Annotated in this window: 13 protein-coding genes; 5 read left to right on the top strand and 8 right to left on the bottom strand. The window is 71.9% G+C overall.

Annotated features, from left to right (window positions below; translation table 11 throughout):
• Positions 1-186: 186 nt before the first annotated feature.
• Positions 187-927, bottom strand: a complete 741-nt coding sequence (locus tag ACFHWT_RS20820; protein WP_278172028.1) for an ABC transporter permease — start codon at positions 925-927, stop codon at positions 187-189.
• The gene (locus ACFHWT_RS20815) at positions 924-1,616 is read right to left on the bottom strand and encodes an ABC transporter permease (RefSeq protein ID WP_416596340.1); all 693 of its coding nucleotides are present in this window, start codon (positions 1,614-1,616) and stop codon (positions 924-926) included. The genes ACFHWT_RS20820 and ACFHWT_RS20815 overlap by 4 nt, the downstream gene beginning before the upstream one ends.
• A 2-nt stretch (positions 1,617-1,618) precedes the next feature.
• Here ACFHWT_RS20815 and ACFHWT_RS20810 point away from each other — a divergent pair, with 2 nt between their 5' ends.
• On the top strand, positions 1,619-2,602 hold the full coding sequence (locus tag ACFHWT_RS20810) for an ABC transporter ATP-binding protein (protein WP_416596339.1): 984 nt from the start codon (positions 1,619-1,621) through the stop codon (positions 2,600-2,602).
• A gap of 21 nt (positions 2,603-2,623) precedes the next feature.
• On the opposite strand, the gene ACFHWT_RS20805 is transcribed toward ACFHWT_RS20810, so the two are convergent.
• The 6 genes from ACFHWT_RS20805 to folP form a co-directional block, all read right to left on the bottom strand.
• Complete coding sequence (locus tag ACFHWT_RS20805; protein ID WP_416596338.1) at positions 2,624-2,944, bottom strand: hypothetical protein; 321 nt, start codon at positions 2,942-2,944, stop codon at positions 2,624-2,626.
• Positions 2,945-3,013: 69 nt separating this feature from the next.
• Positions 3,014-4,609 carry an ABC transporter permease gene (locus tag ACFHWT_RS20800; protein ID WP_416596337.1) on the bottom strand — a complete coding sequence of 532 codons (1,596 nt, stop codon included), beginning with the start codon at positions 4,607-4,609 and terminating at the stop codon, positions 3,014-3,016.
• Positions 4,610-4,840: 231 nt separating this feature from the next.
• Positions 4,841-5,308, bottom strand: coding sequence for a DUF3180 domain-containing protein (locus tag ACFHWT_RS20795; protein ID WP_416596336.1), 468 nt, complete (start codon positions 5,306-5,308; stop codon positions 4,841-4,843).
• Between the two features lie 91 nt (positions 5,309-5,399).
• Positions 5,400-5,927 (bottom strand): 2-amino-4-hydroxy-6-hydroxymethyldihydropteridine diphosphokinase, encoded by a 528-nt coding sequence (folK, locus tag ACFHWT_RS20790; protein ID WP_416596335.1) that lies wholly within the window; start codon positions 5,925-5,927, stop codon positions 5,400-5,402.
• The gene (gene folB, locus ACFHWT_RS20785) at positions 5,924-6,346 is read right to left on the bottom strand and encodes a dihydroneopterin aldolase (RefSeq protein WP_416596334.1); all 423 of its coding nucleotides are present in this window, start codon (positions 6,344-6,346) and stop codon (positions 5,924-5,926) included. The genes folK and folB overlap by 4 nt, the downstream gene beginning before the upstream one ends.
• Positions 6,343-7,215 (bottom strand): dihydropteroate synthase, encoded by an 873-nt coding sequence (folP, locus tag ACFHWT_RS20780; RefSeq protein WP_416596333.1) that lies wholly within the window; start codon positions 7,213-7,215, stop codon positions 6,343-6,345. The genes folB and folP overlap by 4 nt, the downstream gene beginning before the upstream one ends.
• A gap of 370 nt (positions 7,216-7,585) precedes the next feature.
• Between folP and ACFHWT_RS20775 the strand changes: the two genes are divergently transcribed.
• The 4 genes from ACFHWT_RS20775 (at position 7,586) to ACFHWT_RS20760 (ending at position 13,818) form a co-directional block, all read left to right on the top strand.
• A complete protein-coding gene (locus ACFHWT_RS20775) occupies positions 7,586-7,873 on the top strand; it encodes a hypothetical protein (RefSeq protein ID WP_233606437.1) in 288 nt (95 codons plus the stop codon).
• 15 nt (positions 7,874-7,888) lie between these two features.
• Positions 7,889-8,251 carry a hypothetical protein gene (locus tag ACFHWT_RS20770; RefSeq protein ID WP_123603834.1) on the top strand — a complete coding sequence of 121 codons (363 nt, stop codon included), beginning with the start codon at positions 7,889-7,891 and terminating at the stop codon, positions 8,249-8,251.
• Positions 8,252-8,315: 64 nt separating this feature from the next.
• On the top strand, positions 8,316-11,888 hold the full coding sequence (locus ACFHWT_RS20765) for an ATP-binding protein (protein ID WP_416596332.1): 3,573 nt from the start codon (positions 8,316-8,318) through the stop codon (positions 11,886-11,888).
• 1 nt (position 11,889) lies between these two features.
• A complete protein-coding gene (locus tag ACFHWT_RS20760) occupies positions 11,890-13,818 on the top strand; it encodes an MFS transporter (protein ID WP_416596331.1) in 1,929 nt (642 codons plus the stop codon).
• Positions 13,819-13,824: the final 6 nt, after the last annotated feature.

Raw genomic sequence — 13,824 nt, 5'->3', positions numbered from 1 at the left:
CGACGGGCGCGGCACATGCCCGCGCGAGCGTGCTGCGGGCAGCACGGCAGCCGCGACGGGGCCCCGGCCCGTGCCGGCATGCCGTCACCCGTTCCCTCTACCGAACATCCTCACCGTAGGGTCCGACAACAGATGAAGATCGGTTGTCACCGGATCGTCATCCGACCCGAACGGAAAGCGACGCGCTCAACCCGAACCGACCGCGCTGGCCTGCTCGTTCGCCCGCCGGCCGGTCCGGCGCAGCGGCCGCGGAGTGAACGCCCGTTCGAGCACCGCCAGCAGCCCTTCGGTGATCAGCGCCAGGGTCGCCACCAACAGACCACCGGCGAGGATCTGGCCGCCGCCGATGGAGATGCCCAAGCCGAAGCCCGCGCTGATGATCTGCCCGAGACCGCCGCCGTTGACGAACGCCGCCAACGCCGCCGTCGCCACCACCTGCACCGCCGCGGTTCGGAACCCGGCCGCCAGGTACGGCACCGCGAGCGGCAACTCGACCCGGCGCAGCACCTGCCAGCCGGACAGCCCCATCCCCCGAGCCGCCTCCCGCACCTGCGGATCCACCTGCCGGATCCCGGTGAACGCGTTGGCCAGCAGCGGCGGTACGGCGAACACCGCCAACGCCAGGATCACCGGCGGCTTGCCGAAGCCCAGGAAGGTCAACGGCAGAATGGACAGCAGGGCGATGGTCGGCACCGCCAGGGTCAGGTTCGACACCAGCACCACCAGGCCGCCACCCCGGCCGGTGTGCCCGAGCCACAGTCCGACCGGCCAGGCCACCAGGCAGCCGACCGCGACGGCGGCGGCCGAGATGGTCAGGTGTTCACCGAGGCGGTCCAGCACCCCACCCGGGTTGGTCCAGTTGAGCGGGTCGTTGAGCCAGGTCACCGCCTGCTCGACCGGGTTCGCCGCCACGGTCCGCCGGCTCACGGGGCGACCCGCCGGGCCCAGGGCGTCAGCAGCCGGCCGGCACCCGCCAGGAGCAGGTCGAGCAGCAGGGCCAGCGCCACGCTCAGCAGCGTGCCGGTGAGGATCTGGGCCTTGTAGAAGTTGTTCCGGAAGCCGCTGAAGATCAGGTCGCCGAGCCCGCCGAAGCCGATCAGCGAGCCGATGGTGACCAGCGCGACCGTGGAGACCGTGGCCAGCCGCAACCCGGTCATGATGCCGGGCAGCGCCAACGGCAGTTCGATGCGCAGCAGCCGACCGAACCGGCCGTACCCCATCCCGTCGGCGGCCTCGATGGTCGCCGCCGGCACCTGACTCAGCCCGGCCAGCGAGTTGCGCACGACCAGCAGCAACGCGTACAGCACCAGGGCGATCAGCACCGACGCGGGATTTGTCGCGCCCACGTAGGGTGCGACGAAGGCGAGCAACGCCAACGACGGGATGGTGTACAGCACGCCGGTGAGGGCGAGGATCGGCCCGGTCAGCGACCGGAACCAGTACGCCACCACCGCCAGCGGCACCGCCAGCAGCGCGGCGATCAGCACCGCCTGTACCGTCAGGGTGACGTGTTCGGTCAACGCGGCGACGATCGTCGACCAGTTGTCCCGTACGTACTGACCGGAGAACCACGGGTTACCCGGGTCAGCCCGGCCGGCGAGCAGGTGGAAGGACACAGGTGGACGGTACCGTGCGGGACGCCGACGGCGCGGCGGCGATCACCTTGACCGACATCGGCAAGCAGTTCCCGGACGGGACACGCGCCGTACAGGGACTCTCCCTGGAGATCCCCGCCGGCCAGTTGGTGGTGTTGATCGGCCCGTCGGGCTGCGGAAAGTCCACCGTGCTCCGGATGATCAACAGGCTGATCGAGCCGACCACCGGGCGGATCATGCTCGGCGACGAGGACGTCACCCAGGTCGACCCGGTGCGGCTGCGCCGCCGGATCGGGTACGTGATCCAGCACGTCGGGCTCTTCCCGCACCAGACGATCCGGGCGAACGTCGGCACGGTCCCCCGGTTGCTCGGCTGGCAGCGGGACCGGATCCGGCGCCGCGCCGACGAACTGCTCGACCTGGTCGGACTGGATCCGGGCCGGTACGGCAAGCGCTACCCGCACGAGCTGTCCGGCGGGCAACGCCAGCGGGTCGGCGTCGCCCGGGCGCTGGCCGCCGACCCGGTCGTCCTGCTGATGGACGAGCCGTTCTCCGCGGTCGACCCGATCGCCCGCGGCCGGCTGCAGGAGGAGTTCCTCCGGCTACAGGCCGAGGTACGCAAGACGATCGTGCTGGTCACTCACGACCTGGACGAGGCGGTACGGCTGGGCGACCGGATCGCCGTACTGTCCGAAGGTGGCCGGCTGGAGCAGTACGCCGCACCGGCCGAACTGCTCGGCGGGCCGGCGACCCCGTTCGTGACGGAGTTCGTCGGCGCCGACCGGGCGATCCGCCGGCTCGCGGTCACCCCGGTGAGCCGCGAACTACTCGACGACACTCCGGCGACGCCGGACCCGGCCGGGCTGCCCACCCTCGCTCTGGGTACCTCGCTCTACGACGCGCTGGCCCGGTTGCTGGTCACCGGCGCGGAGCATGCCCGGGTGGTCGACGACGCCGACCACCCGGTCGGCGTGGTAAGCCGACGCCGGATCCTCGACGCCAGCTGACCCGACGCCGGCTGACCTGCGTCAGCTCCGCTGTCCCGGCCGCAGCAGATAGTCGATGAACGCCGCCCGCAGCAGCGGCTCCGACTCGCCGTACTCGTGGCCGGTGAACTCCCGCCACAGCGCCACCGCGTCCTCGACGGTCGGGCCGATCGAGTTCGGCGCGCCGTCCAGCTCGCTGGCGTCGTCGGCCCGGGACAGCCGCTGGGTTATCGACCAGAAGAAGCCCAGGTCCTTGCGCTGCCGGGCCAGCTCGAACGCCTGCTCCCGCAACTGTTCGGTGGAGAGCTGATCGAGCTCCTCGAAGGTCGGCGTGGCGCGGTTCGCGGCCGGCGATTCGGTCATATCAGCGAGCCTAACCCGCCGGCCCGTCGCTGGCTCGGCAGCTGACCCGCTGAGCGAGCCGTCGGCGGGTCAGCGACCGTCGGTGCCCCAGCTGTCGTCGGTGCCCCAGCTGTCGCTGGTGTCCCAGCGGTCCCGAGCCGGTGCCGGCTGGGCGGGCAGGGAGGCCGACCAGGACTGCTGGCCGCCGGTGGGCGGGTCGGACGGCCACCCGGCCTCGGCCCGGGCCGGCTCCGACCAGCCCACCGGCTGACCGTCGTAGTAGACCGGCTCGGGCTCACCAGTCGACTCGCCCGCAGTCTGCTCGGCTTCGTGTGCTTCATGGGCTTCGTCGGCGTCGTCGACCGACGTCGACCGTGGCCGGCCGAACGTCTCCACCAGCCGGGTCACCGCCAGCCCGACCACTACCGCGACGGCACCGGTGGCGTACAGCGCGATGTCGAAGTCGCGCAGCTCGGCGTACCTGATGAAGAGGGTCAGGCCGATCACCGCCAACACGGTCCCGAAGACACCGCCCCGGCGGCCGAAGACGCTGGTCCCGCCGAGCAGCGCCGCGCCGATGGCCACCGCCGTCCACTCCAGCCCCACCGACGGGCTGACCGGGCCGTTGCCGACGGCGGCCAGCAGCACCCCGCCGACGACCGCGAAGACCATCGACAGGATGAGCGCACCGCTGGTGACCAGTGCGGCGACGCCGCCCCGCCGATCGGCCGGATCGGCGACCGGGCGGAACCGCCCGACCCCCCGCCGGATCGACTTGATCGTGCCGAGGGATCCACCGAGCAGCGCCAGCACGACGAAGCCGCCGAAGAGCACGAACGCCTGGCCGGTCGGGTCGAAGGCACCCTGCAGATCGACCGGGCCGGACCGCTGCTGGATGAAGACGACCGCCACGCAGGCGGCGACCAGACTGCCCGCCCAGCCGGGCACCTGCAGGCCGGTGACCAGCAGCGCCGTCCCCGCGCCGAGCACCACCGCCCAGATGACGCCGGTGACCAGCACCGGCACCACGCCGTTGTCGCCGTTCTCGGCGAAGTGCAGCGCGGCGGCCACCGCCACCGGCCCGATGGCCAGGTTCGGCGCTCCGGCGCGCAGCGTGACCCCGGCGGCGAGCGCGAACAGGCCGAGCCCGGTCGCGTAGACCAGCAGCGGACCGCGGGTGCCGGCGCTGGTGAGATCCGGGTCGGCCCGGTAGAGCAGATAGCCGATCCCACCGACCGCCAGCAGCAGGATCAGTTCCCAGACAAGGTGCACGCCGAGTCGGTCCCGGCCGCGTTCGCCGTGGTGGGGGTCGTCGAAGACGTCGTCGAGCGCGGTGGACGCCCGTCGGCGACGGCCGTGCCGGGTGGCCGCCCGGGTGGTATTCGACCCGCGCGTGGGCCGGTCCGCAGCAGCGGACGAGTTCCCGGTCGCGGCGGGGTCCGCGGTGGTGGAGCCTCCGGCGGTGGAGAAGTCCGCAACGGTGGAGAAGGAGCTCGTCGAGTAGCCGGCCGGGCTGCGACGGCCGGGCTCGGCCGCCGGATACCGCGCGTCGCCGTAACGGGTGTCGCCGTAACGGGTGTCGCCGTAACGGGTGTCGCCGTAACGGGTGTCGCCGGGCTGACGGTGGCCGGTCGGATCCGAGGTGCTCGCGTTCCGCCGGCGATAAGGCGAATCGTCGTACGCCATACCGCGTCTCCTCTGGTCGCTCAGTCGACCAGTGTGTGGCGTCCGCGCGGTGGCCCGGGCAGCCGTACCGGTCGCAGGCACCGTACCCGCGACCGGGTCCGGCCGTCACCCCCCGTATCCGGCCAAGCTGCCCGGAACCGGGTCGATGCCCGGTCGGCACCGGTCCGGCGGGCCGGCCTGGCAGATTGGTCAGTCAGCCGGCGAACCGGTCTGCCAGGGCCGGCGAACCGGTCAGTCGGCCGGCTGGTCCGGGGTGTCGGAATCCTCCGGGCGGTCCGGGACCCGGCAGGCCCGCTCCAGCCAGAGCGCCGCCGCCACCAGCGCGACCGCGGCGACCAGACCGCTGCCGGCGGCTGGCAGGTCGTTGCTGGCCGCCCGGGTTGGCTGGATGAACAGCCACAGCACCAGACCGGCATAGAAGCCGGCGAAGATCGCCCCGGCGAGGGAGGACGCCTTGGCCAGCACCACGAAGCGGGCGACGAGCAGCGGGTTGACCGGGTCGTGCCCGGGCTGTCGGTCGACCCGGGCCCGGGTGTTCAGCGCCGCGTACCCTTCGAACACGGCCAATGCCGCTAGCGTCGCGGAGGGTAGCCAGGGTAGGACCGGCATCCGTACGTACCAGCTGCTGATCACCAGCCAGCCGACCGCTGCGGCGGCAAGCGCCGCCACCACCAGGGTGGAAACCCTGGTAGGGCCCATGCGCGGCTCGTCAGGCTCCCGTCCACGCGGGCTGACTCCCGGTCCGGTCACGGCAGCATCAGCCCCGGCAAGGTGATCGACAGACGCACGTTCACTGGGTCGACTCTAGCGGCAGATCCGGTCGCGGGCGCAGTTCGAGCAGGTCCCCGGCGACCGGATCGTGGTTGAGCAGGTCGGTCAGCCAGCCGTGGCCGGGCAGTTGGCCGTACGGCTGGATGTCGATCCACGGCCGCAGCACGAACGCCCGCAGCCGCGCCCGGGGATGGGGCAGCACCAGCTCAGGGTCGTCGCTGAACACCGGGGCGTCGTCGTCGGTCCACACCGCGACGACGTCCACGTCCAGGCTACGGGGCCCGTACGGCCGGTCCGGGTCACGCACCCGCCCGGCGGCCCGCTCAAGGCTGCGGCACCGGTCGAGCCAGTCGGCCGGCGCGGCGCCCGGGTCGGCCACCAGCGCGACCGCGTTGAGGTAGTCGGGCTGCGCCGGGTCGCCCCACGGCGGGGTCTCGTAGACCCCGGAGACGACCAGCAGTACGTCGTCCAGCGACCGTACCGCCGCGCGCAACCGCCCGTACCGGTCGCCGAGATTGCTGCCCAGCGCCAGCACCGCCCGGGTCATGGTCGGCTCCGGGTCAGCACGACCGCGACGTCGGCGAACCGGTGCGGAATCGGCGCCTGCGGCTTGTGCACGGTCACCGTGACCGAGCGGACCCGGTGGTCGGCCAGGCACTGGGCGGCCAGCCGGTCGGCCAGCGTCTCGATCAGATTCACCGGCTCGCCGCTGACGATCGCGACCAGCCGGTCGGCCAGCTCGCCGTAGTGCACGGTGTCGGTGACGTCGTCCGAGGCGGCCGCCGGCGCAAGGTCGACGGTGAGCTCGACGTCGACGACGAAGTCCTGCCCGGCGGCCCGTTCCTGCGGGTAGACGCCGTGCCGGCCGTGGGCACGCAGCCCGGTCAGCACGATCCGGTCGGTCGTCGACGGCCGCGCGGTCCCCGGGTCGGGCGACGGCCCTGCGGCGGGCTGGTGGTCGGTCATCGACGGCTCCCCGGCGGGTCGTCGGTGTCCGGGACGATCCGGGGGCGTCCGCTGGCCTGCCACACCGCCAGCGCGTCGACGGTGTCCCGGACGTCGTGTACCCGGACTCCCCAGGCACCGGCGGCGACCGCCAGCAGACTGGTGGCGGTGGTCGCCGCTGCCCGTTGGCCGACCGGCCGTGGCTGGCCTGCCGGGTCGGCGAGCAGTTGGCCCAGGTAGGACTTGCGGCTGGCCGCGAAGAGCAACGGGCAACCGAGGTCGAGCAGTTCGGGCAGGCGGATGGTGAGCTGCCAGTTGTGCTCCGCCCGCTTGGCGAAGCCGAGACCGGGGTCGACGACGAGCCGGTCGGCGGCCACTCCGGCGGTCAGCGCGGCGTCGATCCGGGCGGCGAGCTCGGCGCGGACCTCGCCGACCACGTCGCAGTAGTGCGCCAGGTCCTGCATCCGGTCGGAGTGCCCGCGCCAGTGCATCAGAATCCACGGGCAGCCGGCCTCGGCGACCACCTCGGCCATCTGCGGATCCGCCAGACCGCCGGAGACGTCGTTCACCACCGCCGCCCCGGCGGCCAACGCGGCGGCGGCGACCGTCGCCCGGGTGGTGTCGATGCTCATCGGTACGCCGGCGGCGGCGAGCGCCCGGACGACCGGAAGCACCCGGGCCGCCTCGGTCGCGGCGTCGATCCGCACCGCGCCCGGCCGGGTCGACTCACCGCCGACGTCGATCAGGTCGGCGCCGTCGCGGTGCAGCCGGACGCCGTGGGCGACGGCGGCGTCGAGGTCGGCGTACCGCCCGCCGTCGGAGAAGGAGTCAGGCGTGACGTTGAGAACGCCCATCACGACCGGCCGGGCCGGCCGCAGCAGATCGGTCACGGATAGGACGGTACCGGCGCGGCTCGGTGTCGGCCGGCAGAGGGCATGCTGGGTACTCTCGAACCAGACAACGGCGGCACGGCGGCGCTGTCGGTCGAGTTGCACGCAGCTTGTACCAGACAGGGGTGGCCCGTACGCTTTGCAGTTGCTGGTGGTCAGCGAGGGCAACGCCGAGGAGAAGGGCTGAAGTTGGACAAAAAGCCCACAATTCATCACCGTACGCGGTGATCGCCGGACGCAGGGTCGAAACTCGCGGCACGACCCGACACGTCCGTGAGGCTGGACAACTGCAGTGCCCCGGCTTCGCCGGCCGCACACCGGGGAGGTTCCCATGATCGAAACAACGCTCGTCGACACGGTCAGCGCCGCCATGGCGTCCGTGGTCGACACGCTTCCGTTGCTGGCCGCGCCGGCCGGCGAGCCGGACCCGGCGCCGACCGGCTTCAACACCGAGGGCGTTGTCTCCTTCCTCGCCAGCAAGGTCGCGCCGATCCTGCTGGCCGTGCTGGGCGTGATCTTCATCGGCCGGGCCAGCAAGGGCGAGATCTCCAAGGTCCTGACCAGCTCCGCGATCGCGATCGTGGGTCTGGCGTTCATCGCCGGAGCGGCGACGCTCTTCTTCGTCGGCGACTACCTCATCAACCTGATGTTCGAATAGAGCGCGGGGCACAGGATGCGGCTGCGTACCGACGACGACATCTACCGCGCCCGGCTGGTCTACCTCGGCCCGCCCGGCTACACGTTGCCGATCCACCTGCCGTACGCCCAGTACGGGGTTTTCATCCTCCTCGTACCGCTCTACATGTTCATCCACTGGGCGTTCACCTTCACCGTGGAGCTCTTCCCCGCCTGGGAGATCGCGCTGGCGATCGTCACCACCTCCTTCATATTCCGGTACGTCGACCCGGATCGGCCCGCCCGGATGGTGGTCCGGACCGCCCTCACCGACTGGCGCCGAACCAGGGAACCCGCCACCGAACAGCGAGACCCGCGACTGATCGCCAGCCACATCCGGATTCGGGAGGAGTTGGCATGACCCGCACCGACCACCGAACCGCAGCCGCTGTCCACCCGGCCGGCCGGCGGCGCGAGGCGATGGCATGAGTCGATCGTTTCCGCCGGGCTCCTCCCGCCCGGCCGGTCAGCCGTCCGACACCGACAGTAACGGTAAGCGATCGGCCGACTACGACGCCGCGCTGGACGAGTCGACCGACACCGAACTGGTCACCAGTCCCAGCCACGGCGCGGTCGCCTACTTCCAGGCACCTGCGGCGTCCCGCGGCAGCCGGCCGACGCGAACCCCGCCGCCGGCACCACCAGTGCCCACCCCCAGAGCCGGCATGAGCGACAACACCGACATTGACTCGCCCTTCCTGGACCTGTTCCCGGGTGCCGGCCCGGCCAGCGGCCACCAGCCGGGCCGCACGCCACGCACGGCGATCCGGCGCTCGGCTCAACACGACGCGATCGCACCACCGACGCGGCACGATGCCATCGAACCGCCCATCCGGCACGACGCGATCGCGCCGCCGGCCCAGCAGACCGCCATCGGACCGCCAACCCGCCACGATCCGCCGGGGACTCCCGGTGACGCCTCAGCCGGGGACACCCCGCCCGCCGAGCCGATCGGCTCGGCGCTGTCCGGTCCTCCTGCCCCGCCGCCCGACCCGCCAGTCCAGCGCCGGGCTGCCGCGCCCACCCCGCGTACCGCCGCCGACCCGAACCCGGCGGCCGAACCCGCCCCACCGCGCGACGGTCAGGCCGTCACCTCGGCGTCCACAGTGCCACCGCCGCCGGCAACGCCGGCGCCGGTCCTGGTGCCACCGCCCGCCGCCACCCGCCGCCCCGGTCCGACCACGCAACACGCTCGGGGACGGCCCGACCCGGCACACCCGGCCGAGACAGCGCTGCAAGATGGGGCACCAGCGCAACGCCGGCCATCGGCGACGCCGCACCACACCGCACCCCAGCAGCGCGCCGCACCCGCACCGGTGCACCGGCCGCCGCCGGCCGAAGCACCGGTCAGCGGCAAGGGCAAGCGTGCCCGTCGGCGGGCCGCCGAGGCCGACCGGCCGGACAAGCTGATCAAGCCGGTGCCGATCCGCCCCCCGAAGGTCAAGTTCACCGACCGGGACCCGGCCGCCGAACTTGCCATCACCGAGATCGCCGGCCATCTCACCTTCACCCCGAACACCGTCACCGCCTGGTACTGGCTGCCCGAGGTCCGCTGGGCGTTCCGGCCCGACGCCGAGCGGGAGGTGCTGCTGTCGGCCATCTCCGAGCAGTACGCCGGCCTGGCCGGATTCCGGCTGCACCTGCGCCGCACCACCCGGCCGTTCCCGGCCGACGAGTGGGCCCGCACCATCGACTCGCTGACCAGCAACCCCCTGCCCAACGTCTCCGACGCGGTCTCCTGGTCCGACCACCTGGTCGCCGCCCAACGGCACCTGATGGCGGTCAACCACGCCGAAGGGCAGACCTACCTGGGCATCACCTTCGCCCGCCGGTCGCTCGGCGACTCACTGTCCGAGCGGGTGCTACGGCTGTTCGGCCGCGGGGTGGCCGAGAGCGAACGCCGCCGGCTCGGCCGGATGGTCGAGCAGTTCGACGAGGTGCTGGGTGCCTTCGGCATGCGGGGTCGACGCGTCACCGCCGGCGAACTCGAATGGCTGCTCTACCGGTCGGTCGCGCTCTGCATGAACCCGCCGACCATGCTCTCGCCGGTCCGGGACGGCAACTGGGACCGCGGCGACCTGCTCGCCCTCACCGAGCAGGTCGAGCGCTACCGGACCCCGTACGGCTCGACGCTCAAGCTGGTCAACCGGATGACCGGCGAGGAACGGCACGTCGCGGTGCTGGCGGTCGGCCGGATGGAGCCACTGGAGATCCCGGAGCGGCACGAGCCGTGGATGCACTTCCACGAACGGCTGCCGTGGCCGATGGAGCTCTCCTCCCGGATCGACCTGCTCGGGCCGGCCGACTCGTTCCGCAACCTGGAACACCGGCTCCGGATGATCCGCTCCCAGCAACTGGACTACGCCGAGCACGGCATCGACGCGCCGCCGGAGCTGGAACGACTCGCCAAGCGGGCCCTGCACATCGGTGACGAGATGACCACCGGCCTGCCGGTCGAGTCCGCCCGCGCGCACGGCTGGCACCGGATCGCCGTCGGCGGCCGGACCCGCGAAGAGTGTCTGGAACGGGCCCGTCGGCTGATCCAGCTGTACTCCCGGGAAATGCGGATCTCGCTGCAACATCCGAAGAACCAGGACTGGCTGGCCCGGGAGTTCATCCCCGGTGAGCCGGTGGCGAACACCGGATACATCCGGCGGATGCCGGTCAACTTGCTGGCCGCCGCGCTGCCGCAGGCCGCGTCGACGGTCGGCGACCGGCGCGGCGACCTGATCGGGCGGACCGCCGGCACTTGCCGCCGTCCGGTCTTCCTGGACCTGCACTTCCCGATGGAGGTCCGGGAACGCTCCGGGCTCGCCGTCTTCGTCGCCGAGCCGGGCGGCGGCAAGTCGACCCTGCTCGGCGCCCTCGGCTACCTGGCCGCCCGACGCGGCGTGCAGGTCACCCTGCTCGACCCGTCCGGGCCGCTGGCCCGGCTCTGTGCCATGCCGGAGCTACGGCCGTACTCGCGGGTGCTCAACCTGACCGGTTCCGAGCAGGGCACACTGGCGCCGTACTCGCTCATCCCGACGCCGGTCCGCGGCGAGTTCGCCGCCGGGGCAGGCGGGGACCGCGAGTACGAGATCTCCGTGTCGAACGCGCGGGCCGAACGCCGGATGCTGGTCCAGGACATCTGCATGATGCTGGTGCCGCCGCAGGTGGCCCGGGAGTCGTCGACGGCCACCCTGCTGCGGCACGCGGTCCGCCAGGTGCCCGCCGAAGAAACCTCCACCCTGGACGACGTGGTCGCCTGCCTCAGCGGGCTCGACGACGACGGCCGTGAGCTGGCCAACCTGCTGCTGGACACCGCCGAGATGCCGCTGGCCCTGCTCTTCTTCGGCTCGCCGGAGCCGGGCCTGCTCGGTGCCGACGCCGCGCTGACCGTGATCACCATGGCCGGGCTGCGGCTGCCCGACCTGAAGATCGAACGCGAGTACTGGTCGGCCGAGGAGGCGTTGGCGCTGCCGATGCTGCACACCGCCCACCGGCTGGCGGTACGCCGCTGCTACGGCGGTTCGATGGGGTCGCGCAAACTCGTCGGCCTCGACGAGGCGCACTTCATGGAGGGCTGGCGGTCCGGCCGGTCCTTCCTGGTCCGGCTGGCCCGTGACTCCCGCAAGTGGAACCTGGCCGCACTGGTCTCGTCGCAGAATCCACGGGACATCCTCGGGCTGGACGTGCAGAACCTGGTCTCCACCGTCTTCGTCGGCCGGATCGCCGAGGACGAGGAGATCGCCGCCGAGGCGCTGCGCCTGCTGCGCGTTCCGGTCGACGACGGTTACGAGGCGACCCTCGCTTCGTTGTCCAGCGTAGACAGCTCTTCCGCGAGCCGGCTGGGCTTCCGGGAGTTCATCATGCGCGACGTGGACGGTCGGGTGCAGAAGGTCCGGGTGGACGTCTCGTACGTGGACGGGTTGCTCGACCATCTGGACACCACACCCGGTACGCCGCAGGCGGCACCCGCCGGTCTGCCGACCGCGCTCAGTGACCTGGAGGTGTGACGTGGCGAGGACCGCGAACCGGTGCACCGCGCTCCTGCTCGCCGTCCTGACAGCCGCCGTGGCGAGCATCTCCTGGCCGGTATTCGGTGCGGCCGCGCCGGCCCAGGCCGCCCCGGTCGCACCGGTCGCCCAACTGCCCGCCCAGGCACCGGCCGACCTTTGTCCGGTCGAGGCCTGGCAGGCCGACTTCCGGGCCTGCCTGGACCGGTTGCAGGACGTCAGCTCGGCCCGCGCGCAGTGCCTCGACCCGCCGGCACCGAGCGCCCCCGACTCCGGCTTCGGCGGTTGGTTCGCCACCCAGCCGGAACAGACCGAAGGTGCCAGCGGGCTGTACATGAACTACGGGTACGCTGGCTACCGGTTCCCGACGTACGACCTCAACGGCGGATGTGCCTCCTCGGTGGTGAACGCCGACGTCGGCGTGTTCAACGGGGTCGCCAACCTGGAGATGATGGTCGCCACCGCGATCATCGGCGCTTCCAACGCGATCCGGGAGCGGGCCTGGGATCCGGGGACGATGTACGCCTGGGCCGACCCACTGGTGGCGCAGGCGACCACGGCGATCTACGAAGAGGTTTTCACGGTCTTCGGGCTGATCACCCTCTGTGTGGTCGGCCTCTACCTGATCTGGCGGTCACGTCAGTCGGACATGAGCAACATGATCACGACAGCCGGCTGGGCGGTCCTGATCATGGTCGTGGTGACCGCGATCGCCGCCTGGCCGGTCCGCTCGGCGAACCTGGCGGACGAGGCGCTTACCGGCACGCTGGGCGTGGTCCACGAGGCTGTCGGGCCACGGGCCGTCGAAATCCCCGCCGAGGAGTGTCCGGAAGCTGACGCCGACCGGTGCGCCGACCAGCGTCCACCAGCGGTCCGGGCCAGCGACACCATCACCTCGGCCATGTTGTACCGCAACTGGTTGCGCGGAGTACTTGGCTCGGCGGACAGCCCGACAGCGGAAAAGTACGGCTTTGCGCTCTACGACGCTCAGGCGTTCACCTGGTCGGAGATCGAATTGATGCGGGCCGACCCGCAGCGCCGGGACGCCATCATCTCGCAGAAGAACCAGCAGTGGATGACAATTGCCGAGCAGATCCGGACCGAGGACCCGGAGGCATACGAGCATCTGCAGGGCATCCGGGAAATGGACCGGGTCGGCACCGGCCTGATCGCCATCTTCGCGGCGGCCATGTTCGCCATGTTCGACCTCGCCGCGTCGCTGCTGGTCCTGCTCGGATTCCTGCTGTTCCGCTGGGCGGTCGTCGCCGCGCCGATCCTCGGGACCATCGGTTTGCTCCGGCCGGCCGGCGCGGGGATGCGTCGACTCGGCAACGCGGTCGTCGCCGCAGTCTTCAACATCGCGATCTTCGGCACCGGGGCGGCCGTCTACCTGTTCGCCGTCGATTTGATCATGAGCACACCCACCCTGCCGGGCTGGCTGCAGGTGGTACTGATCTGGCTCTGCGGCATGGTTGGCTGGCTACTGCTGCGTCCGTACCGGCGGATCACCGATCTGGGCGGCCGGGACGGCGGCGGCAGTTCGTGGCACCTGCGGTACTTCCGGGAAACCCGGGAGACCCGCGAGCCCGAACAGGTCGTGGTCAAGTCCAAGGACAGACGGGACCGGACGGTCGTCAAGCAGACCGTGGTACGGCCGGAGGCCCGGTTGGAGGATCCGAGCAGCGACAAACCCGCCGGTGGTGCCGGCGGCACCGGACCGGCCAGGGATCGGCCGGACGGCCGGGAGGACGGCTCCGAACCCACCGCCCAGCCCGGGTCGGCCCGGCCATCGAGTCGTCCCCGTCGCGCGTCGACGTGGACCGCGCCCGATGTCCCGGCCGAGGAGCACCAGTACGCCGTCTACCGGCCCGACAGCAGCCGCAAACCCGACGAGGCGCCGAAGCCGCGCATCCGTACCGAAGCCCGGTGACCCGGA

Source organism: Micromonospora sp. LOL_021 (assembly GCF_048060215.1).
Lineage (GTDB): Bacteria > Actinomycetota > Actinomycetes > Mycobacteriales > Micromonosporaceae > Micromonospora_E.
The sequence above is the reverse complement of the archived record's forward strand: the minus strand, read 5'-3'. Positions and strand labels throughout refer to the sequence as shown.